General features: G+C 58.0%; 12 protein-coding genes. 7 read left to right on the top strand and 5 right to left on the bottom strand.

Features of this window, described 5'->3' with window-relative positions; all coding sequences use genetic code 11:
- Positions 1–173: 173 nt before the first annotated feature.
- The 6 genes from AB7Z56_RS27960 to AB7Z56_RS27985 all read left to right on the top strand — a co-directional run bounded on the left by AB7Z56_RS27960 (position 174) and on the right by AB7Z56_RS27985 (position 7,651).
- Positions 174–1,472, top strand: coding sequence for an O-antigen ligase family protein (locus tag AB7Z56_RS27960; RefSeq protein ID WP_441256593.1), 1,299 nt, complete (start codon positions 174–176; stop codon positions 1,470–1,472).
- A gap of 159 nt (positions 1,473–1,631) precedes the next feature.
- Positions 1,632–2,276, top strand: coding sequence for a hypothetical protein (locus AB7Z56_RS27965; RefSeq protein WP_085404109.1), 645 nt, complete (start codon positions 1,632–1,634; stop codon positions 2,274–2,276).
- Positions 2,277–2,405: 129 nt separating this feature from the next.
- Complete coding sequence (locus AB7Z56_RS27970) at positions 2,406–4,697, top strand: AAA family ATPase (RefSeq protein WP_063986470.1); 2,292 nt, start codon at positions 2,406–2,408, stop codon at positions 4,695–4,697.
- An 8-nt stretch (positions 4,698–4,705) separates the two neighbouring features.
- Positions 4,706–5,467 carry a hypothetical protein gene (locus tag AB7Z56_RS27975; protein ID WP_063984085.1) on the top strand — a complete coding sequence of 254 codons (762 nt, stop codon included), beginning with the start codon at positions 4,706–4,708 and terminating at the stop codon, positions 5,465–5,467.
- Between the two features lie 36 nt (positions 5,468–5,503).
- Positions 5,504–6,670: a glycosyltransferase family 4 protein gene (locus AB7Z56_RS27980; protein ID WP_231144555.1), complete on the top strand. Its 1,167-nt coding sequence runs from the start codon at positions 5,504–5,506 to the stop codon at positions 6,668–6,670.
- 162 nt (positions 6,671–6,832) lie between these two features.
- Entirely contained in the window at positions 6,833–7,651 is an 819-nt protein-coding gene (locus AB7Z56_RS27985) for a WecB/TagA/CpsF family glycosyltransferase (RefSeq protein ID WP_441256594.1), read from the top strand.
- A 205-nt stretch (positions 7,652–7,856) separates the two neighbouring features.
- On the opposite strand, the gene AB7Z56_RS27990 is transcribed toward AB7Z56_RS27985, so the two are convergent.
- The 4 genes from AB7Z56_RS27990 to AB7Z56_RS28005 all read right to left on the bottom strand — a co-directional run bounded on the left by AB7Z56_RS27990 (position 7,857) and on the right by AB7Z56_RS28005 (position 16,800).
- Complete coding sequence (locus AB7Z56_RS27990; protein ID WP_441256595.1) at positions 7,857–8,234, bottom strand: H-NS histone family protein; 378 nt, start codon at positions 8,232–8,234, stop codon at positions 7,857–7,859.
- Positions 8,235–10,074: 1,840 nt separating this feature from the next.
- Positions 10,075–11,226, bottom strand: a complete 1,152-nt coding sequence (locus AB7Z56_RS27995) for an OpgC domain-containing protein (RefSeq protein ID WP_063986471.1) — start codon at positions 11,224–11,226, stop codon at positions 10,075–10,077.
- 864 nt (positions 11,227–12,090) lie between these two features.
- A complete protein-coding gene (locus AB7Z56_RS28000) occupies positions 12,091–13,803 on the bottom strand; it encodes a thiamine pyrophosphate-dependent enzyme (RefSeq protein WP_063984090.1) in 1,713 nt (570 codons plus the stop codon).
- 129 nt (positions 13,804–13,932) lie between these two features.
- On the bottom strand, positions 13,933–16,800 hold the full coding sequence (locus AB7Z56_RS28005; protein ID WP_441256596.1) for an ATP-binding protein: 2,868 nt from the start codon (positions 16,798–16,800) through the stop codon (positions 13,933–13,935).
- Positions 16,801–17,059: 259 nt separating this feature from the next.
- Between AB7Z56_RS28005 and AB7Z56_RS28010 the strand changes: the two genes are divergently transcribed.
- Positions 17,060–19,810: a LuxR C-terminal-related transcriptional regulator gene (locus AB7Z56_RS28010; RefSeq protein ID WP_441256597.1), complete on the top strand. Its 2,751-nt coding sequence runs from the start codon at positions 17,060–17,062 to the stop codon at positions 19,808–19,810.
- A gap of 12 nt (positions 19,811–19,822) precedes the next feature.
- Here the strand turns inward: AB7Z56_RS28010 and AB7Z56_RS28015 are convergent, their stop codons facing one another.
- Positions 19,823–22,702: an ATP-binding protein gene (locus AB7Z56_RS28015; RefSeq protein ID WP_441256598.1), complete on the bottom strand. Its 2,880-nt coding sequence runs from the start codon at positions 22,700–22,702 to the stop codon at positions 19,823–19,825.
- Between the last annotated feature and the right edge of the window lie 58 nt (positions 22,703–22,760).

Raw genomic sequence — 22,760 nt, forward strand, 5'->3', positions numbered from 1 at the left:
AAAAGAGGTACGACCAATTTCGTCGTGTAATGAGCTAACGACGAGGTTAAAGCGGAATTCTATTGACGTCGCATCAGGGGGAGATCGTCACGTTTGCATTGATGTCGCAGACTCGAGTTTCAGCGCGGATACTATTCCTTGTCGTAGCTCTAGCACCCCTGCCGTTCGGGTCGATGGATGCTTGGGTCGAGGCGCTTTGGTGTATCGTTCTCGGCGCCGCCGCAATTGCAGCCTCCCCCGACCGCCTCCGGCGCCATCATGCCCCCATCTTTTTCGTCCTCGGGATTGTTGTTGTTGCCTACGCAATGGTTCTGCATGAACAACTTGCACTATCCCCCTGGTTTGGTGCTTCGCGTCCCTCGCCAATGTGGACGCGAACCAGCGAGCTGCTGGGTGTTCCGTTGGCTTCCACGGTATCTATTGCACGCCATCAACCGATCTATGCACTTGGAGCTCCCTTTATCGTTATTCTCACCATCATCTGCGGCATCATCGTCGGGAGCGACCGAAGCTTGGCGACCCAACTACTCAAAGTTGTCGCCTGGTCCGGAGCTACGTACGCGATATTCGGCCTTGCGTCGTTCCTGATTGATCCGACAAAGGTGCTGTGGGTCGAGAAAGAGGCTCATCTCAGTTACTTGACTGCTACGTTCACCAACCGGAACACTGCAGCCGTGTATTTCGGCAGCTGCTCGATTGTATGGCTTCTATTTACGTCCGAAAGCATTCGTACTTTCGTTAAACACAACGGGTTCGCTTGGGGGCAGGTCTTTTCTCGGATTCTCTCGGAGGCACCTCGCGACGTCCTGCTACCGTTCTTCATGTTGTCACTTTGCGTAACAGCGATGTTCATGACGGGCTCCAGGGCTGGGATTGTTCTCTCCCTCGCCGGCCTCGTCCTCGCGCTGCTCCTGTACTTCTATCGAGATCTACCGGGGCGGTCCGGAGCCCTCATTGCCTTCGCTATCAGCCTCGGTGTGGTGATCGCCCTCTTCCAGATCCTGGGGGCCAGCGTAAGCGGACGATTCAGCGCCGAAGGGCTTTCTGATGCGATGCGGCTCGATACCTACCGGTCAACCGTAGCGAGTATCGCGGATCATCCCTGGCTGGGTACCGGCATTGGAACCTTTCCTTCGATGTTTCCTGCTTATCGGTCCCTGCACGGATCGATGTGGGGGACGTGGGACCGCGCTCACAACACGCTGCTGGAGATTGCCTCTGAAGGAGGTCTCCCGCTTACGATGACGATCGTTGCAGCCTGGGGTTTGGCGCTCGCTGTCCTGATCAGAGGGATAAAGGTGCGCAGGCGAGATCGTATCGTTCCCATTGCCGCATTGTCGATTTCAGCGGTCGCTTTGGCTCATTCCCTGGTGGATTTCTCGATCCAGGTACCCGGATTTGCAATCACGGTATTTGGGCTTCTCGGCGTGGGACTGAGCCAATCGTTCCCGAGCGGCAATCGGATTCAATGAGCCCCGCGCTCCCGGCCCAGCACCTATCTGGCAGGATTTACGATATTTAAACTTCAACCGCCCGCCGAGCGATCGGGCGCGCGGACCAATTGTGTCTGCCTCCCCACCGTGATATTGATTTTTAATTAAACTTTTTCGTAAGTTAATGGGAGATTTAATATGCCATTTGATCTTTATCGCAAATGTGCATTTGCCGCCACTGGCTGGATCCTGTTACTGGCTGCCGTGGGGCTCTCCACGCATGGAGCTATGGCACAGCCGTCCCTGACCTCGGCCGATTTTCAGAGCAATCCCGGAAGCGTACTGGAGCGAAACAAGGATGGAGGCGCCATCCTGCTGACATTAATTCGAAATCTCGCGGTCGACGATCCGGCGACGCTAGCATCGATTTTAACTCTGCTGTCGACCGCCAACAAGGATCAAAAATTGGCGATCGGTGGCGGGCTCGCTCAAGCAGCCAAGATCGTGATCGTCTCTAATCCAACCTACGCCAACGAAATTCAGCAGGCGATCATCCGGACAAAGGATCAGGACGTCGTTCTCGCTTTTGCAGCCACATCCGGAGATCAGCCGACTGGCGAAACGGGTGCGGGTGGCGGCGCGGGCGACACAGGCGCCGGATCGGGTGGCGGATCTGGCGGGCAGACCGGCTCCACGAGCTCCAGGTTTGGGACGCCGTCTGCGCCATCGATCGGACAAGGTGGTGTGACGATCGGAAACTTCTCAATCTCATCGGCCGCATCCAGCGCGTCAGCCCCCAGTTCAAACACGACAAATAGAATATCGAACAGTGTAAGCCCCTAGAGCCACACTGACTCCCGATGGCCAGCATTCCACGATTAAGCGCGACGCTCGTCGGTTATTCGGCGACCAGATTTCCCATTGGAACGACGGCGCGCCTTGACGCAACACGTCGATCATCCGAAAGTCCCCATGTTGTATTCTGATAAGTCACGGGTCGATTTTGAGTTGCCGCGACCGCCCGAATCGGCGGCAGAAGGCCTCAATCGCCTTGTTGGATTCTTGCAACGCCAGTACTTGATCATATTGATCACAGCGCTCTCGATCCTTGCTCTCGGCCTCGTATACGTGGTGACTGCGCCCCCTCGTTTCACAGCCCAGACCACCCTGATCATAGACACCCGCAAGGTTCAGCTCTTTCAACAGCAGTCCATTCTGGGAGACATCCCGATCGACTCGGCGTCAGTGGAGAGCCAAATCGAAATATTGAAGTCGGAAAAGGTAGCTCTCTCCGTAATTAAAACACTTCATTTGATCGAGGATCCGGAATTTTCCGGATCACGATCCGGACTTTTTTCCTCAGCTTTTGGCTTGGTGTCCGCCGTGCTCGGCTCAAGGGACACCGCCTCAAACTTTGAGCTTACGCGGTCGGCGATCCGGACCTTTCAGTCTCAACTCACCATTAAGCGGATTGGCCTGTCATATGTGATTGAGATCAGCTTCAAGTCGCTGAGTCGCGATCGCGCTGCGGAGATCGCCAACGCCGTAGCCGAAGCCTATATCGTCGACCAGTTGGAGGCGAAGGACCAAGCAACCCGACGGGCAAGTGCCTGGCTGCAGGACCGCATCGGTGAACTACGCAATCAGGCAACCTTGGCGGAGCGTGCGGTTGTCGACTTCAAGGCAAAGAACAACATCGTAAACACCGGTGGCTCCGGCGGGCGGCTCGTCACAGAGCAACAGGTATCCGAACTCAACAGTCAGGTCGTGGTCGCGCGGGCGCAAACCTCGGAAGCCAAGGCCCGGCTTGATCGGATCGAAGCGGTATTGCGAGCCGACTCTCCCAATTCAACGGTCAACTCAACGGTAGCAGACGCCCTCAAGAGCGAAGTGGTGACAAAGCTGCGTTCGCAGTACCTGGACATCGCAAATCGCGAAGCGGATTGGGCACGCCGGTACGGAACGGGTCACGAGGCAGCCGTCAACCTTCGAAGTCAAATGGCTGAGATTCAGAACTCAATTCTCAACGAACTTCAGCGCCTCGCCGAAACCTACAAAAGTGACTTTGAAATCGCCAAGCAACGCGAGGTCGGCGTTCAACGTGAGTTGGAGAATGCGGTCAGCCAATCGAAGGCGACGAACCAGGCCCAGGTGTCATTGAAAGAGCTAGAGAGCGCTTCCCAAACCTACCGAACTCTCTATGACAACTTTCTGCAGCGCTACATGGAATCAATTCAGCAGCAATCCTTTCCAATCAGTGAAGCGCGCGTAATCTCTCAGGCGGCTCCTCCGACGCAGAAAAGCGATCCAAAGCCAGCGCTAGCGCTCGGCCTCTCCGGAATCGGAGGACTGATTCTAGGACTTGGCCTGGCGATCTTGCGCGATCTTTCGGATCGGGTGTTCCGAACCGCCGAACAAGTCGAGGCGGAACTCAACGCCACATGTATTTCACTCGTTCCAAAGATCAGCGCCGGAAAGACCCCTCGCGATACTTTGAATAATCGGGTGGGAACAAGCGATCGCGCCAACCGAACAATCACGAGAAATCGAGGCTTGATTTGGACCGCTTCGAACAATCCATTCTCGCAGTTCTCGGAAGCGGTCCGCGCAATTAAGCTGGCTATCGATGTAAGTTGGGATGCGAAATCCTCCAAGGTTATCGGAATAACCTCGGCGATTCCTAACGAAGGCAAATCGACGTTGTCGGCGTCGCTCGCACAGCTCATCGCCCAAACCGGAGCTAAGGTCTTATTGGTTGACTGCGATTTGCGAAACAGTGCGCTCTCCAACCGCATCGCTCCGGCAGCCGAATTTGGGATCATCGATGGGATAATGGGCAGAAAGCCGCTTTCCGAGCTTCTGTGGCGGGATTCGAAGACGAATATGTCTTTTCTGCCGGGCGCTGTCAGCTGGGACAATGAAGTGCATCCCAATGAGCTTCTGAATTCGAGTGAAGCCAGGCAATTCTTCGACGTCCTCCGCAAGAACTACGATTACGTTGTGGTCGATCTTTCGCCGCTTGCGCCGATCGTCGATGTACGTGCGACCACACAACTCATGGATGCCTATGTTCTTGCGATTAAGTGGGCGCATACGAAATTTGATGTCGTCGCCCAAGCGCTCAGGTCGGCGCCTACGATTCAAGATAACATGCTCGGAGTAGTGTTGACGCAGGCTGACGCTAAAGTGCTGCAACTCTATTCGGGATACGGGAATGTCTATTACGGCGAGAGGCCGGCCTCGTCAGTTTCCACTGCACGATAAAGATTTGAATGCTCGAACTGTCTAGAACACAGGTGTCTTTGCTTGTGCGCGCCTTCGTTGGCGGCTTTGCCCTGATCGCGATACTTTGGGGATGTTGGACGCTCCCGCTGTTTTGGAATCAAGGCTTCGATGAATCGGTCGCGCGCGGAATAATTTCTGGTCGCGCGTTTCGGCCCGAAATCCTTTCACCGCTCAAGTCGGACCTTGATGCGATCGAGCAGTTGCCGTTCTGCAGAGCTTCCGCCACGAGAAGCGCAGCAATCATTCGACTGAGGATTGCCGAGCAGACGCTCTCGGTAGGCAGGCCCGAGACCATCGATCAGGAGTTCGATGCGCTGCGGAGGGCCCTCGTCACCACACTGTCCTGCTCGCCAGCCGACCCATTCTCATGGCTCGCACTCTTTTGGCTAAGCAACAACCAGATTGGGTTCAAGTCCGAAAACCTCCAGTACCTGCGTCTGTCTTACGAGCTTGGTCCTAGTGAAGGATGGATTGCGCTGAAGCGCAATCATATCGCATTTTCCATTTTCGAGGCGTTGGACCCCGCGTTGGCGAAGACGGCGATCAGAGAATTTATTCAGATTTTGAATACCGGTCTCTACATGGAAGCCGTTGAGATATTCACCGGTCCAGCGTGGCGCGTTCGCGATCAGATATTGCCACTGCTAACCGAAGTTCCGATACGCAACCGCGAAATCTTCGCGGATGCACTTCGCAATCGGGGCTCCGAAGTCATTGTGCCGGGCGTATCCGACCGACGGCATCCTTGAACCTCACGCGGATCGATTTGACATGCGGAGACCAATTTGATTTCGCCCTCGACCCAAGATGATTCAATGCTCCGCAGCGGCGAAGAACGTAGTTTGCACCTGATTGAAGGACGACTTCGCGTCGCTGTTGCCACGCCGCTTGGTCTCGATGGGCGCGGTGGTATCGATCGCTTAAACGACAGCATATTTGAGACCATTGAGCAGCAACAACCCCACTTGAACGTTGAGGCAAGTCGCCTAGTCACGCGAGGTCAGCGCGGACTCATTGTGGCTCAATTTGTTTTCGCCATTGCTTTGTTGAAATTCGCGTGGCTGGTCCTCTTTCGACGAATTGACGTGCTGCACATACACCTATCGAACTGGGGAAGTAGCTATCGAAAGACGGTTATGGGGGCAGCAGCTCGCCTCTTGAGGGTCCCCTACGTGGTCCACTTGCACGGATCTGGATTTGACGAATTTCTGGCGGTTGCCCCAACCAGGTTGGCGAGAGCCGTTGACCTTCTCTTTCTGAAGAGTGTGCAGATCGTCGTACTGGGCGAGTATTGGGCTCACGCCGTTCTGATGCGTGTGCCTCAGGTTCGCGACAAGATTACAGTTCTGCCCAATGCCACGAAGCTAAGTTCGAAACCGCAACTTCAAGCCCCTGATTCCCGGATAAGAATTACGTGCTTGGGGCAACTCGGCGAGCGCAAAGGTACCCCGCAGCTGATAGCTGCATTGCAGATGTTGTCGCAGAGACAGGACTGGACGGCAACGATTGCAGGCGACGGCTCCGTTGAAGAAAGCCGCAGGGCTGTGGCGAAACACGGTCTCGTCGGCAGGGTGCTTATTCCGGGCTGGTTGAGCTCTGAGCAAGCCGACGATCTTCTTTGCAAGACCGATATCCTGGCGCTCCCCTCGTACGCCGAAAACCTCCCCATGGTGATATTGGAAGCATTCGCCCACGGCGTGCCCGTGATATCTACCCCCGTTGGCGCAATTCCGGAAGTCATTGCCCCTGAACGAAACGGCTTCCTGGTGCCGGCGGGTGATGTGTCGGCCTTGAGCAGAGCGATCGAACGATTGATCGAAGATCCCGAGCTACGGTTGCGATTGGGAAGCACCGCTCGCGAAGATCAAGCTCAACGATACGAAATCAACTCCTACGTCGAGAAACTAACCGTCGTCTGGCGGAAAGCGTCCTTTATTCGCAAGTCCATGTGACCGCAACAACACCGAGAATAGTGGTCAACCGGCGGCCCGCACAATTTTAGATTGTCCAGTAAAGCCACCCTCCCCTTTGGCGTTAAATCTAAGCAAATCAAACCACGCATCTAAAGTCTATTTATCTTCCTCATTAAATATGCATTAAATCAGATATATAAATTGCGGATTTATATCTTGGGTGTTTTCGTGAATATTAATGTTGATGTGTCAGCGGCGAATTGCGTACCACTATCTCAGGCATTGCTGGTAGGCACTCCCGTCTCGACAATCAGTCTGAACCAACTCCTCGCCGCTTTTGAGACATGGACCCTGGACTCGCAGGACCGATATGTGGTCTTTCGCGATGTGCACGGCATCATCGCAGCCCGCAACAATGCTCAGTTGGATCTTGCTCACCAAACCGCCGATATTGTTGCACCTGATGGAATGCCGTTGGTTTGGGCCCTTCGAGCGGCGGGAGATGGTCCAGTGTATCGCGTCTGCGGCCCGGATGTGCTGCCCGCGGTCTGCCAGCACGGATTGTCGCGAGGCTGGCGTCACTATTTCTACGGAGGCGCCGAGGGCGTCGCAGATCTCCTTGCTGAAGCACTCGTCAAGAAATACCCCAACCTAAAGATTGCAGGAACGCAATGTCCACCTTTCCGGCCTCTCACCCCTGAGGAGGATGAGATCGCTTGCGCGAAAATCCGAGCTGCTGCGCCTGACTTCGTCTGGGTAGGACTTGGAACGCCAAAGCAAGAGATCTGGATGGGCCAAAACAAGGGGCGATGCGGTGGCGCAACTATGCTCGGCGTTGGTGCAGCGTTTGATTTCCACGCCAATCTGGTTCGGCGGGCGCCATCTTGGATGCAACGGAGTGGGCTGGAGTGGGCCTATCGCCTTTTCACCGAGCCAAAGAGGCTTTGGAAAAGATACCTGGTAATGGCGCCCATATTCGTGGTGTTGGCGGCGCACGAGATAATCAGAAGGCGATGGTAGTCAGGAAAGATCAGGGACCACGATCGCGCCATGCACAGCAAGCCAATGCTTCTTCTAAGGACCGCTCGTAGCCGGCTGCGATAGCACCTGGGTCAACTTACAGGCTACAGCAGCTCGACAGACGCACACTCGCGCTGACCATTGAGAGCCCATGGCCTACGTCGAAACTCGCACAGCGCTCTGCGTCAACCGCAGATCCAAATCGTCAAGCGGATTTACGACGCCCAGTTGCATTGCGCTTGTTTGTGCTGATTAGAAAATCAACCAACTTCCGACCTGCCTTGAGATGAGGAACCAACCACTTTGGTTGCTTACCGCGACCGGACCACGTCTCGGATGGGTCGTTGGGATTTTGGTACTTGGGAAGCACCGGCGGATACTTCCGGCGATCGTTGGCCTTCAGCGGCCTGCCTGAGATCCTAGGCTTTTCGATCTGGGCGCCGCCACTAAGCTTCGCGAGACGCTCTTCTAACCCCTGCTTTTCAAGCAAGATCCGGTCAGACAAAATTCTGCAAACTTCCTCGTGAAGTTTCCAGAGTTCGTCGATAGATAGTGATTTCAAATCGAACGTGCTTGGCCGCATTTTTCGCTCACAATTGATGAAACAAACTTCGTTCCACCAAATCCCGTAATAGTGGTTCGATCTGTTCCGGCAACGCACCAGAAGTTGCAGCGTTCCTACTGCCCGTCCATCTTATGTAAACAGCAGGCGATTCGGGCAATATTGCGCATGCGCGAATTGGAATACTCTGCCGTCCGGAAATAAATTGGTAAATTCTCTTCCTTGAATTGATGCGATCGCTTGGGCGAATGCTTCTGCTGCCTAAAATGTCCCCACGCCCTGATTAAACCTTGCGCAATCAGCTGGCACCCAATGAAGCGCGGGATTGCCGGCACAACCGCATTCGAATTTCCGAATTTTTCGCTACAGCAATAATCTATTTAAAGTATCCCGGCGACAACAATTAAATGGATCGATACCACTTCTTTGGAGTACCCCGTTCTCGCAGGTCTGCAACGGTTGGCGTTCCGCTGCTGAGACGACATAACTTCGGCAAATATCTGCGACGACCCAAAGGGCGGCGGCCTATCTTGCGAGCGCCAATTGAACGGTACCATGCTGCTCAGGCGACAGGTGGCTGTCGGCTCGGGGTAAGGTTGACTTATTAGCTTAACGTATGAATTTAATTGCGTTGCCGCTCGAATATATTATCGGTCGGTGGGAGACAATTGCCACCTCGACTTCAACATTGGCAAAGCACGCAACTGCATATTTGGCTCGGCCTTACAGCCAGCTATCAGAAGAAAAGAAAACGGTTTGGAATCGCATGGAACACATTGATTTAGCGCAACAATTTCGAGAGTTAGTCGATTTGCGAAGGAGGGTTGGTGAAGCGGAAGCGAATAAACTCAGGCAATCTTCTCAATTGAGGCGCAACGTTCTTCAGAAGCCAAATCGGGGCCCTTCAAGACGCGTAAAACGGCCGAGCAGCCGACGCTAGCGTACCAGCAGATGATTACCGTAAAAACACGGGAATCAAAATCTTGCAAGCGCTGCATTAAATTGAGAGCTACCCGGAAGAACGCTGCGCCAAGCAGGGGAGCCGAGGCTTAAGTCCGGCTACCCCAACCGCAGGGCACGTATATACTCCATTTAATTGCATTCGCTCATTTGAGAACCTCAGAATCGTGTGGCTGTTAATTGGCTTGTCGCTCACCTTACTGGTCTTCGTTGCAGCCGCTTTCGTCGTATACGTCGCGTTTAATCTTCCTGAAGATATCTATTTCGACGAGGATTAGAGAGGAGGCCAGCTACGCGAAGCTGTTCACCTATCCAGCGCGCTACCTTCAGCAAACGCTGTCCTGGATTATTCGTCTCACCTTTCCTGCGGTCGGCTGCACTTCCGTTGACGTTATGCAAATCACTCATCGCAAATTGACGAGGGTTACCCTTGCTTGCCGATGCGCGTTGTTGGTTGCGAGCGTCCGGCGTCGGCATAAGAGCCGCTCGCCTGGGCCGGAGCCTGTCCAAGCCACGTGATCGGGGTCGAATTGGGCGCGGTCATGGCTAGACCAAAACAGCGGCGCATGGTCGCCGATCACCGGGCGGTCGGCTGTCGCCCTGGCAGGGTCGCGCGCTATCTTCGCGACGACAGCAAATGCGTCGTGCCAAAGTTCATCCATCCGGCAAACCTTGGGTCGCCCAAAGACGCCGCCGTCGATCCCGCAACGAAAATCCGTCAGAGCTGACTGGGCGCGACCGGAATATGTGTATTCAACGTGAGCTTATAGATACTGCCCCGAAGCTCACTACATACGGGGGCCGGGCCCGAAATGGCGAGAGAAGCGCGGTCTGGATCAATCCATGAAATCGTGAGCGCTTCATCGCAGATCGTGTTTCCGAACTCCTCCCCGCGCGACGCTCAACCCGCCGCTACAACAGCCGGCTTGGCCTTCGGCGCCTTGTCGACGCGCTTCGACCAGGAGCGGTAGTACGCCAGCACGGTCATCATCAGGATGCCGACAATGCTGACGACGATCTGCATCCAGATCGCGCCGGAGACCTCAACCAGCGCGACATGTGCAGCAAAGGACAGGAATATGCCGGAGCAAAAGACTTCGAGCGACTGCTGACCACATTTGATCGCGGGCCGAAAGATCGCCCATTCCAGCCCCGGCCAATCGCGTGGCAGCAGACGAACGACGAAGAACGCGAACACGACGAAGTGCAGCAGGCGATAAGGCGCAAGATTGGTCTTGTCGTTCGGATTGAAGGCGCCGTAGACCTCAGGCGGAATCAGTTCGCGCAGTTCGTCAAACCGGGCCGCCATTGTCATCACCAGAGCGAACAGAAGATAGCTGATGCCGAGCACCAACGCGGTACGCGACCGGATGAACGGCATCGCCTGTGCCGATCCGCCAAGCGCGAACCAGGCTCCGAATGTGAACAGAAATTGCCACGCGAATGGATTGAAATACCAGAGGCCAGTTGGATAGGCCGAGAGGTTCCATCCGAAGCGCCTGGCCATGACATAGAGCAACGCCGAAGCAGTCAGCGTCATGTTGGGTCTGCGCAGCATCAGCCAGAGTATCGGCGGGAATACGCCCATCAGCACGATGTAAAGCGGCAGCACATCCATGTTCACCGGCTTGAAGCGCAATATCAGCCCTTCGAACAGGAACTGCGCCGGATTTGCCAGGAAGCCCCGGATGTTGAAGTCATCGGTGAAACCAGAGTTGCCGGAGCGCTGCGCGACATATCCGATTTCGGCGAGATAGAGCACGAAGAGGAAGACGTGGGCGACGTAGATCTGCCAGACGCGCTTCAGAAGCCTCGTCGCGCCAATGACAAACCCGCGTTCGAGCATCATCCGCGCGAAGACGAAGGCAACGGTGTAGCCGGAAATGAATATGAAGAGATCCGCAGCATCGCTGAAACCGTAGTTGCGCGTTGTGACCCAGTTCACGATGTTGTTGGGGATATGGTCGAGGAAGATTCCCCAATTTGCCACACCTCGGAACAGGTCCAGCCGGAGATCCCGGCCTTTCGTCGGCAGCGTAGCGAGAATCTTCATCGTCAACGCACCGAAGCCTTGCCCATCTCTTCCATCGACGATTTGCCTGCACAGCGCCCGGATACGGCGTCTAGAGCCCGCCCCCAAGCATTGCGACATAGTCGCCGTCAGCGTAGCGGCCCCATGACTGCTCGTATTGGACAATCATGCGCATGTTGGATGTGAGGTCGGCAGAACAAGGACGAGGCTGGCAGAGCAGCTCCAACTTTCAATTTGCCTCCGGGAAATGCCAGCCTGTCCATGAGTCGCGACGCGCCACGCGACTGCGCGAGGCAGGCCTCGATCGTACCCGCCTGTCCATCGGCTCGAACCAGCAGCACTCCGCACTCAATCCCTGGAGCTCGTTGGGACTACGGGTTCTCGCCACATGGGCTGATGAACCGGCCCGAGCTCTCTTACGCTTGCCGCGCATAGGCGGATGCTCGGCAATGATCGGCCGCGCCAGGGGCTTCGATTCCGCCACGAAGTCAGCTGAGGAATCAGCGTGCATTTGATCAGTCCTCTCATCAGGCAGCTGCTCGGCCAATTCCTGGATCGGTATCGCCTCGAGGGACGATGGCGGCATTGCCGGCTGGCTGGTATCCAGGACGACCTTTTCCGGCCATTTGCGCGCGGATGAGATCCGGATGGTGGCTGCGTCGATACCATTCGCCCGATCAGGAAATCTGTCCGGCAGCTTCGGCAGAGACCAGCCAATTATCAGCAGAAGAGCAGCGAGTGCGCCGCCGACAACGGCAAAGTACCTTGCCATGGGCAGAGCCGATGGCTCCGGCAATTTCGCCAATCTCGATCTACCCATCACAGCAATGCTTGGCCACTCTCGCGCAGCACGGCATGCCATGCCCCGCTGGAGGGACGACCCGACTAGAGGAAATTTTCCTTCACCATCTCCCAGACGTCGCCTCCGCGACCGTGCAGGACGGCGCGGGCGGAATAGAGCGCCATCCCGATTGCAGGTTCGACCTGCATGAATGGCGGCATGACGAGCTGCATCGGGTTGACATGCACGTGCAGAAGCGCGGGTCCCGGTTGCGCCAGCCAGTCCTTGACCGCGGTCTCCAATTCGCTCGCGTTCGAAACGGTCTGGCCCCAGAGACCCAGCGCGCGCGCAACGCCTGCAAAATTCGGGTTCTTCAGCTTCGTGAAGGTATCGAGCATGCCCTCGGCCTTTTGCTCGATCTCCACGAAGCCAAGCTTGCCGTTGTCGTAGACGGCGATCTTGACGGGCAACTCCTGTTGGACGATCGTCATCAGATCTCCGAACAGCATCGAGATTCCACCGTCGCCGGCCATGCACACGACCTGCCGGCCGGGTTCTGCCTTTTGGAGCCCAATGGACGACGGCATGCCATTGGCCATCGTTCCATGAAGCAGGCTTGCGAAAATACGGCGCTGGCCGTTTGCCTCGATGTGGCGATAGGCCCAGGCGGCCGGGGTGCCGTCGTCGGCCGTGAACAACGCATCCTTCGCCGCATGGCGGCTGATCACCTGTGTCAGATAGCTTCCGGGAATATTGCCATCGTGACCGGCAGCGACCTTGGCCCGCTCTGTTTCCCGATATTTCGCATAGCGCTGGAGATATGCGCCTCGGAATGAGGCGTCGGTGCGCCCGGCGAGCTTCGGCAGCAAGGCCTCCAACGTCGCCTTCACATCGCCGACGACACCCTTCGTGATCGGATGCCGTCGCCCCAGATGGGTCGGGTCGATATCGACCTGCACGATCTTTGCCTTGTCCGGGTAGAATTGCCGCCAGGCAAAGTCGGCGCCCAGCATCAACAACGCATCACAATCCAACAGGGCATGATACCCGGCCTCGTTGCCGAGCATCCCGGTCATTCCAATGTTGTAGGGATTGTCAAACTCGAGGAAGTCCTTTGCGCGCGACGTATGCGCGATCGGCGCCTTCAGCCTGTCGGCGACCGCGAGAATTTCCTGATGGGCTCCTTTACAGCCCGATCCGCCATACACGACAACATTTTCGCTGCTGTTGAGGATATCCGCGATCTCGTTGATATCCGCATCGCTCGGTCGCGTGACGGGTCTGGCGACGTGCACCGCATAGGGGATGTTATCATCCACGACCGAGGCGGAGATATCCGCCGGTACGATCAAGACAGCAACACCGCGTTTCGTCAGAGCCGTTTGGCAGGCGATCACCGTTTTCCGGCGCGCCTGTTCCGGGGTATGGATCATATCGCAGAAGACGCTACAGTCTCGGTAGACCTGCTTGAAGTCGACCTCCTGGATGAATTCGAAGCCAAGTTCGTCGCGAATGATCTGACTTGCGATCAGGATGACGGGTGCACGGTTGCGATTGGCTTCGAATATCCCGTTGATGAAATGCAAGCTTCCGGGACCACAACTGCCGGCAACAGCGGTCAGGCGATCTGCGACCTGCGCCTCCGCCTGCGCGGCGAACGCCCCCGCCTCCTCGTGTCTCATCGATATCCACTCGATCTCGCTTTTTTCGAGCGAGCGGGCGATCAGATTGAGGGTGTCGCCGACGACGCCGTAACAATGCTTGACGCCTGCGCTCTGCAAGGTCTCCACAATGATATCCGCGACCAGCTTGCCCATGACATTCAACCGTGGCTATGACCGTTCCTGCCACAGCGTGCGCCCAACTGTGCTGTCAGGGCTTGGATCAAAATGCGAGGACTTGAACCCAACTGCGCAGACGGCGCACGGCTTCGGATGGCGCACCTTTCAACCGACGTCCTCGGCTGCGGATCGGAGTTGGCCGAGCATTTGCACCGCGCGGTTGCGGGCAGGAAATGATATCCCGGCCGGCACGCGATCAAGACTCGCGCTGAGATATTCGTGAGCTTCCGGCAAGCGATCCTGTTTCAGCAACAGCCCGGCCAGGTCCGTCGCGGCCGTCAATTCGAACAGGGTGGCGAACTGGCGTTTGGCCCAGTCGATTGCCGACAGCAGGCTTTCTTCGGCGTCGAAGCGATCCTCCGCATATCGAGACGCTAGGATGAGCCCTTTCATCCTGAACAAGGCAGACATGTGCAACAATTTTCCGGCACGCTGCTGTTGCTCGATCGCATTCACCGTGAGGGTCAGCGCCTGCTCATGCTCACCGAGGTCCATAAGCGCCGCGGCCAGATCGCAGGTAAAATCCATGTTCAGCATCTCGTGGCGCTGGACGTGAAGCTCTTCCAGGGCTCGCTTCAGCAATTGTATCGCTTCGATGCGATTGTCTTGAAGAAGCAACCATCGCCCCTTCAAGCCCGTCGCTATGGCGCGATAAGGCATCAGGGAATGCGCGACAGAGAGCTCACTCAGCTCACCAATGTACTGGTCCGATTGGCTCAGATCCGCCATGGCCAGAAACACGGGAAGGACCAAAGCCAGGGACCGGCACAACGTGACGGGGTTGCCCGACCTCTTGGCTTCCGCTCTGGCGCGCCTTGCATAGTCCAGCGATTGGTCGAGCAAGCCCCGGTACAGGAGAGAACGTGCCATGCCGACGAGCAGGAAGCTCGTATAATGAAAGAGATATGGTTCGGTTCGAGAGCGCGGTCGGGACGCCAGGTGCCGGAGACCCGCTTCGCAATGCAGTTGTGTGGCGAGGTGATTTCCCGACAGATGTTCGGAAGCCGCCAGCATTGCTTCCGCCAGCGCCATGTCGTCGTGACTCCCCGTTCCCAAAGCCAGTTTCTTGCTCCGGGTGGCGATCTCGCTCGCACCCCGGATGTCCATGGTCCAGTGCGAATACATGAAAAGTCCGCTTAGAACCCGCAGCTCGTGGGCGAGATCGCCCTGTTCGATTGCAATATCCAGCGCGTTTGCGAAAGCGGTCCGGACGCGTTGATCGTTGCCTTCCGTATGCATCAAGGCCAGCGGGATCGTTGCAGAGATCTCCAAGGCGCGGCGGGAGTATTGATGCGGATTTCCCAGGCCCGCCATCGCGCGTTCGGCCCATGCCTGGCATTCGATCAGCAGCGACAGCTCCAGAAACACCTGCGTGGCGGCGGCGGCCAGTCTCGTTGCCGTCGCGGCATCGCCGCACGGCCCAAAGCTCCATTCGAGGGCCGCACGGACGTTGCTCAATTGGTCGGAATAGGCCGCAGCTCTCTCTGCGCCTGGCAGGCTCGATAGAGCCTCCCTCAGCGTTTCGAGATGTCCGGCGAGGTATTCCGCATGCCGGCCGAAGACCATATCGACTTCGTCATGCTCCTCCAGTTTTGCCAGTGCGTATGCCCGGGTCGTGTTGGGCAGCCGATATTGCGCCTGCACGACATCAATCCGGGTTGCTATCAACGACTTCTCGACCAGCCCTGCGACGGCGTCGAAAATGTCCTCGACTCCCGCACCGGGTTCACCGGCGACAGACCGCGCGCCATCGAGGGTGAAACGTCCAACGAAGGGAGCTAAGCGTCGAAACACGATCCTCTCTGCGTCAGACAGTAGATCGTAGCTCCAATCCAGCGTCGCCTTGAGCGTCCGATGCCTGGCGACTGCCGTCCGATGGCTCAGTCTCAGCAATTCCAGCCGGGACACCAGGAGGTCAACCGTGTTCTCAAGGCCAAGGGAGGCGACCTGACCCGCGGCCAACTCGATCGCGAGTGGTATCCCATCCAGCTTTCGGCATATGTCCGCGACGAATGGCGCCTCCTTGTCGGTGAGAACGATGCGACCCGCTCGCGTGGCCACGCGCCGTACGAACAGCTGCACCGCCGGATACCGCAGAATTGCATTTGCCGTCTGCTCCGAGTCGTCTGGCGGAAAATCGAGAGGAGGAACCCGGCAGCAATGCTCACCCTCAACTTTCAGCAATTCCCGGCTCGTGGTCAGAAGATGAATCTGTTCCGTTTGCTGGTAGAGTTGTTCGGCAAGCGACGCGACCGCCTCGATCACATGCTCGCAGCTGTCGAGTATGATGAGGAGCTTCCGCGACCGGATGAGGTCGACCAGCTCCGGGCCGGGATCTTTCGATTTGAGTGAGAACCCCAGGGAGGTCGCAACGGCCGCAGCAACATGGTGCGGATCGGTGAGGCTTTCCAGATCGACAAAATAGATCTCGCCGCCGATCGCCTGGGCGACGACGCGGCCGACGGCCAGAGCGATGGTTGTCTTGCCGATGCCGCCGGGGCCGAGCAGTGTCACGAACCGGTCATTTCGAAGCCTGTCGCCGACCTCGGTGACGAACGTCTCGCGTCCGATCATCATGATCGGTCGCACCGGAAGCCTGCCTTGCCGCCAGGACCTGGCGGTCCTGCTTTCCGTGGCGCCCCCAAGGGAGGCCAATGCGCCGACGAACGAGTAGCCCCGTCCCTTGATGTTTGCGATGTAGCGGTTGCCGAATTGGCCGTCACCAAGCGCCTTGCGAATCGCGGCCACGTGGACCCGGATGCTCCCCTCTTCGACCGTCACGTCCGGCCAGACGTGATCGATCAATTCCTGCTTTGCGATCACCTTGCCAGGACGCTCGGCAAGGTAGATCAGGATGTCGAGGGCCCTGCTGCCGAGGGGCAGCGCCACGCCGTCGCGCCACAGCGCCCTTTCTTTGCTCGAAAGCTCAAAGGGGCCGAATAGCAGATTTCCGCGAGGCTCATCGTCAGCCATGGCTCTTGGCACCGGCTTGGGGTGCTTTTCCCGGATGTTCAGTGGTCCGCGCGAAACCCAAGCGTGCGTTCTCGATAGACATCGGCTGGCTTCCGGCTCCTCGCGTGGACTTTCAGGGATCAGCACGCAGCGACCGGCATGCGGCCTGCATACAACTGACAATGCCCGGCGCTTCCCTCTCGCTGACAGAGATCGTACAATTTCACCATGGTTTGCATCCCCCGAATGGGGGGAGGACTGACGTGGTTAGGGGGAGCCTTTGATCCAGCCGCACTCCAGCCATCCGACTCATGGAACGGGTCCGTCGCCCGGCGGAGGACAGCTGCCATTTCTCGCGACCAAGATCCTGCCGGCACGATTCGGCGGGCTGGTCGCGCGCCCCCGACTGCTCGCGATCTTGTCGGACCTCCCGGCCAAGCGACTGGGTGTCATCAAGGCGCCGGCGGGCTTCGGCAAGAGCTCATTGGCAGCCACCTGGGCCGAGACGCTCGAGCAAGACGGCAATGCCGTTGCGTGGCTGACGATCGATCCGGACGACGACGAGGCCACGCGGTTTCTGTTTTACGTTTCCCAGGCCCTGCATCACGCCTGCCCGGACGTCGGCGCCGGCGCGATCGCGCTGATCCTCGAGAACAATTTGATCGACCCAACGGCGATCCTGTCGAGCCTGATCAACGATCTGGCGGAGATGGAGGACGACGTTTACCTGTTTCTCGAGGACTATCACTGGGTCAGCGCTTCTCGCATCCATCAGACCGTCGCGTATTTTTTGAAGCACGCACCGTCCCACTGTCACGTGGTGCTGACGACGCGTACCGAACCTCCCCTGCCGCTCGCGACCTTGCGAGCCCAGAACCAGCTGATCGAGATCGATGCCGAAGCCCTGCGGTTCGACATGCTGGAGACACAGGCGTTTCTGGACGGCACCAAACCCGGAGTGCTGGAATTCCCCGACGTGCAACTCTTGCAGCGCAAGACCGAAGGCTGGCCGGCCGCGTTGCGGATCATTTCATCCATGCCTTCGCAGTCTGGATCCGGCCTGAAGGAATATGTCCACAATCTCTCGGGCTCGCAGCGTCCAATTGCCGCCTACCTGACCGAGATGCTGGATGGGCTCCCGGTCGAACTGGTCGACTTCATGCTGCGAACGGCCGTTCTCGACCGGCTCTCCGGCGCCCTCTGCGAGGCCGTAACGGGTTTGGGCGCGAGCCGCACCATCCTGGCATCGCTTGCCCAGCGCCAGATGCTACTCACGCCGCTCGACAACGACGGCGTTTGGTTTCGCTATCACACGCTGCTTGCCGAATATCTGCGACAGCGGCTCGAGGCGGACCGTGGCATTGAAGTTCCCGAACTGCACGGGCGTGCGGCTCTTTGGTATGCCTCCCACGAATTATGGACTGAAGCGGTCCAGCACGCGATCGCGGCCGGCGCTCCTGACCGCGCGATCGGCTGGATCAAAAATTGCGCGATGTCCTTGATCAAGAGAGGCGATCTCTTCACCTTGCTGGAGTGGCAACGCCAGTTTCCCGACGAACTCATGCGAGGTCAGTGCGAGGTCCGATTGGCGATCGGATGGGGATTGGCGCTTGCGCTTCGCTTTGACGAGGCCCTGAAGCTTGCAACCGACATCGAAGGCGACATCGCCGCAATGCCTCTGCCTGATGGCAACCTGCTGTGTGAATGCCAGGCGATCCGCTCCGTTGCCATCGCGCTGAAGGATGACAGCGAAAGCGCGCTGCCTCTGGCACAGGATTGCGTCGACCGTTCATCCGATCCCTGGACCGCGAACGTAGCATCAAACGTCGTTCGCTTCAGCCACATGAAGGCGGGCAGCCTCAAGCAATTCCATGCGACGCCATGGATTCCCTATTCGGTCGAGGAGGATCGCAGGAACGTATTTGCCTCGGTGTATCGACACTGCCTCAACGGGCTTACAGAAGAGCGGCAGATACGCCTCGCGGCGGCAGATAAGCACTACCGCGAGGGCTTCCGGGTCGCCGAGCAGGATGTCGGGCCGAATTCGATTGCAGCGGCCTTGCCAGCAAGTCTGATCGCGCGAATCAAGTACGAGCAAGGCCTGCTCGATGAGGCGGAAGCCTGGGTCATCGATCGCCTCCCGCTGATTAACTCGGGGACAATGCTCGACTGCGTGTGGAGCACTTATTTCGTGATCTCCCGGGTCGCCGCTGCACGGATGAACTTCGAGCGGGCCCGCACTCTGTTGGAACGAGCTGAAAATCTCGGCGTCGCGCGGGATTGGGGACGACTCTCGGCCGGCGTGATCGCGGAGCAGGCGCGGCTCTACCTGAACGACGGCCGGTTGGATGAAGCCGCCGCATGCGTCGATCGCCTGGAACGCCTTGCACGGAAATACCCGGCACCGAGGCCTGGCGCCTGGTCGGAGATCGGATGGTACCACAAACTGGCCCGCGCTCATTTGCTGGGCCTGCAGGCTCAATCGGACGAGGCCGCTTCAATCCTTCAACAATTGCAGCACGAAGCCGAAGCGATGGAGCACCGTCAGTTCCTGATCTGCATTGCGATTCGTCAGTCGACAGTTCAGCTCAGCGCGGGCAAGGCCGCGGAGGCGGTGAGCCGGTTTAGTCGCGTGCTTGCCGCGTGTGCGGCGGCCGGTCTCTATCAGACCGTCCTCGACGAGGGGCCAGCCATTTCAGAGCTTCTCCGGGCGACACGGGAGGGAGGAAACCTCAAGGCGGATCTGATCCCCTACGTCGATCGTCTCGCGGCGGGTCTGCAGCGAGCACGACAGGATCGCTCGGCTACGGACTCAAGCGCACGGATTCTCAGCGCATTGAGCCGTCGCGAGACCGATATTCTCACGCGGATCGCGGATGGATTGTCCAACAAGGAAATCGCCCGAAGCCTTGATATCGGTCCCGAGACGGTGAAGTCGCATCTCAAGAGCGTTTTCACCAAGCTGGGTGTGGAGAAGCGCGCGCAGGCCGTGTCACGCGCGCAGACCCTCGGCATTGTCACCACGCGGTGAAGCTTCGCCCCGTCATCCGGCTTGTCGCGCACGAACGCGGGTCCGCTCGAGGACCAGCCTCGCCGACATGAGATCCGGCGTTTCGAAGCCCTCGGTAAACCGGCCGTAGATGGCTCCGATGAGATCGTGGGCCTTTCGGGTTTGACCCCGATCAATCCAAATCCGCGCAAGCTCCAATCCCGCCCGCAGCTCGAACGAAAGCGCCGATTGTTGCCCGGCCAGGGTCATCGCTTCCCCGAAACACTCCGCGGCCAGACCAAGCTGTTGAGGCTCTCGGCACACAAAGGCCGCGCCTTTCGCCAGCAACAGCGCCGGAAGGTGAAGAGGCCTGTTCGATCCGAGCTGCGTGGCGATCGAACCGTCAATGAGAGCCAGCGCTTCCGCGCGCTCGTTCTGTTTCGCCAGGCCGAGCGCCAACTCGGAGACGAAATCCGTTACAAGCATTTCGTATCGCAGGATCCGCAGTTTTTCCAGGCCGTCTCGCAGATGACGCATGCCATATTCCGTCTGGCCGACACGGACCAGATAGCGCCCCCTAAGTCCTGTGGCGACAGCCCGGAATGGCTCCAGCGAATACTTCTCCGCAGTCAGCTCGAGCGCGGAGAGGTTCGGTTCGACCTGCCCCAAATCGTCAATCCAGAAATAGAAAGGCATCGTCAGCATGAGAGCTCGACACAGAGCGACCGGATGATCCGATCTCTCAGCCTCCTCGATGGTTCTTTCGGCATAATCCGCCGCCCTATCGAGATTGCCAGCAAACCAATGTGACCGGGTCAGGTTGAACAGCGAGGTGGTTCGCAGATCGAACAGATATTGAGTTGCGTTGAACCGTCGGGACGCCGGCGACCTGTGCAGAGCCCGTTCGAGGTATTTTGGCGCGCGGACGTGGTCCGCAAGGATATAATAGGCGGCCCCCAGCATCGAATCCGCAAGCGCCGCATCTTCCGGATTTCCGGTCTTGTTCGCGATCGACTCCGCGCGTCGCGCAACTTCAAGGCTGCCCGCCGCGTCGATCGTACGATGAAGATACATCGACAGCCCGCTGAGAAGACGCAGTTGCTGGTAGGCATCGTCGTGCCGCTCTGCGAATGCCAACGCCGTATTGAAGGCATCGCGAACCCTCTCACTGTTCCCGGCGGTAAACATCAGCGACAAGGCAAGCGAAGCGTGGACCTCCATCTGGTCGCGCGGGTCGCAGTCCGCAGCTATCCGATTGATCGCCTTCTCCATCCAGTCCCGGCACTCCACGAAAAGCGACTTGGCCAGAAACAGACGCGAGGCCGCCGCCGCCAGTCGTATGGCCGCGCTGCCGTTTCCACGGGGGCCAAAGCTCCATTCAAGCGCGGCTCGGACGTCTCCCAGATAGTGCTGTATCGCGCTCCCCGGAGGCCGTCCGGACTCCAGGTCGAAAAGATTGTCGCGGCTGTCCTCCAATGACCGGCTCAAATGGATCGCGTGGCGCGCCGCCATGGAATTGTGTTCGCCGCTCGCAGCGAGTTTCTCCAGGGCATAGGAGCGTGTCGTGTCGAGCAATCGATAAAGCATCTGTCGATAGCTGGGCCACGCCACGATGAGCGATTTGTTGACAAGGTTTGCGATCGTTCCCTCGATCTCGGACCGGTCAGTACCCTCCTGCTCTGCAACCGTACACGCCGCTTCCAATGAAAAGGGCCCGATAAAGATTGCGACTCGTCGCAGCACAATCCGTTCGGCCTCGGACAGGTGATCGTGGCTCCAGTCCAGCGTCGCCTTGAGCGTCTGATGCCGAGGATTCGCCGTCCGGCGACCGAACTTCAGGAGATCGATGCGCGAACCCAACCTTGCCACGGTATTCCCGACGCCGAAGACAGCGGCCCTTCCGGCGGCGAGTTCGATAGCGAGCGCAATGCCGTCAAGCTTGCGGCAAATCTCGGCAACCATAGGAGCTTCGTCGTCACTAAGCGAAAAGCTGCCGCGGCGAGCACTGACGCGTTCGGCGAACAACCGTGCGGCCGGATAAGCAAGCACCTCTGACGCAGTCGGCTGCGGCTGCTCCGGCGGGCAGTCCAGTGGACAAAGACGAAATACGCGTTCGCCAGGAACGCGCAAGGTTTCCCTGCTGGTCGCGAGTATGTAGACGGCCGGGGTATTCCGGACAATATAGTCGACTATCTCCGCGGATCTCTCGATGAGATGTTCGCAGCTATCGAGAACGATAAGCGCCTTGCGAGCGCTCAGGAAATTGAGCAGCGCCTCCTTCGGATCGGCTGGCTGCGGGACGAGCCCGACCGCGGAAGCGACAGCACCGATGACTTGCTCGTTGTCGGTCACCGTTGAAAGATCGACAAAGAATACCGCCCCGGAGAAATCAGCAAGCGCCGCGTGCCCAACCGACAGGGCAACCGTGGTCTTGCCTATGCCGCCGGCGCCCAAAATAGTCGTGAGGCGCTGGTCAGTCTGGAGCAAACGCTGAATCTCAAGGACGACCTTGCTGCGGCCAACCATGCGGCCCAATGCCGGCGGCAAGCTGGACAATCCCGAAGATGCGTTACCGCTGTCGAGGGCTGCGGGAAGTGGCGTGACCGGCGCAATGAATCTATACCCACGGCCCTGGATATTCGCGATGTACTTGTCACCAAATTGACCATCGCCCAGTGTCTTGCGCAACGCCGATAGATGGACACGAAGACTGCCTTCCTCGACGGTTACGTCAGGCCATACCCTGGCGATCAGTTCGGACTTGGGGACGACCTCACCGGCATTTTCGAGCAGAGCTATCAGAATGTCGTAGGCTCTGCCGCCCAGTGGAAGGATCTGGCCCGCCTTGCTCAGAGAGCGCTCGGATACATTCAGCTCGAATGGGCCAAACCGAAACCGGATTGCACACGATGAGCCAATTGGTTGGACGGACATAACCTATTCCGCCAAAAGCACGACGTCGGCAATTGCACCGTTCGTCGTCGGTCTTGGG

The sequence above is a fragment of the Bradyrhizobium sp. 482_C4_N1_8 genome (genome assembly GCF_052075965.1).
In the GTDB taxonomy this organism is placed as follows: Bacteria; Pseudomonadota; Alphaproteobacteria; order Rhizobiales; family Xanthobacteraceae; genus Bradyrhizobium; species Bradyrhizobium barranii.

Bases quoted from the DNA above. Each gene is read 5' to 3' on its own strand.
- AB7Z56_RS27960 (WP_441256593.1), top strand. From the start codon at position 174: ATGGATGCTTGGGTCGAGGCGCTTTGGTGTATCGTTCTCGGCGCCGCC.
- AB7Z56_RS27970 (WP_063986470.1), top strand. From the start codon at position 2,406: ATGTTGTATTCTGATAAGTCACGGGTCGATTTTGAGTTGCCGCGACCG.
- AB7Z56_RS27965 (WP_085404109.1), top strand. From the start codon at position 1,632: ATGCCATTTGATCTTTATCGCAAATGTGCATTTGCCGCCACTGGCTGG.
- AB7Z56_RS27990 (WP_441256595.1), bottom strand. From the start codon at position 8,234: ATGCGGCCAAGCACGTTCGATTTGAAATCACTATCTATCGACGAACTC.
- AB7Z56_RS28015 (WP_441256598.1), bottom strand. From the start codon at position 22,702: ATGTCCGTCCAACCAATTGGCTCATCGTGTGCAATCCGGTTTCGGTTT.
- AB7Z56_RS28005 (WP_441256596.1), bottom strand. From the start codon at position 16,800: ATGGCTGACGATGAGCCTCGCGGAAATCTGCTATTCGGCCCCTTTGAG.
- AB7Z56_RS28000 (WP_063984090.1), bottom strand. From the start codon at position 13,803: ATGGGCAAGCTGGTCGCGGATATCATTGTGGAGACCTTGCAGAGCGCA.
- AB7Z56_RS27995 (WP_063986471.1), bottom strand. From the start codon at position 11,226: ATGAAGATTCTCGCTACGCTGCCGACGAAAGGCCGGGATCTCCGGCTG.
- AB7Z56_RS27975 (WP_063984085.1), top strand. From the start codon at position 4,706: ATGCTCGAACTGTCTAGAACACAGGTGTCTTTGCTTGTGCGCGCCTTC.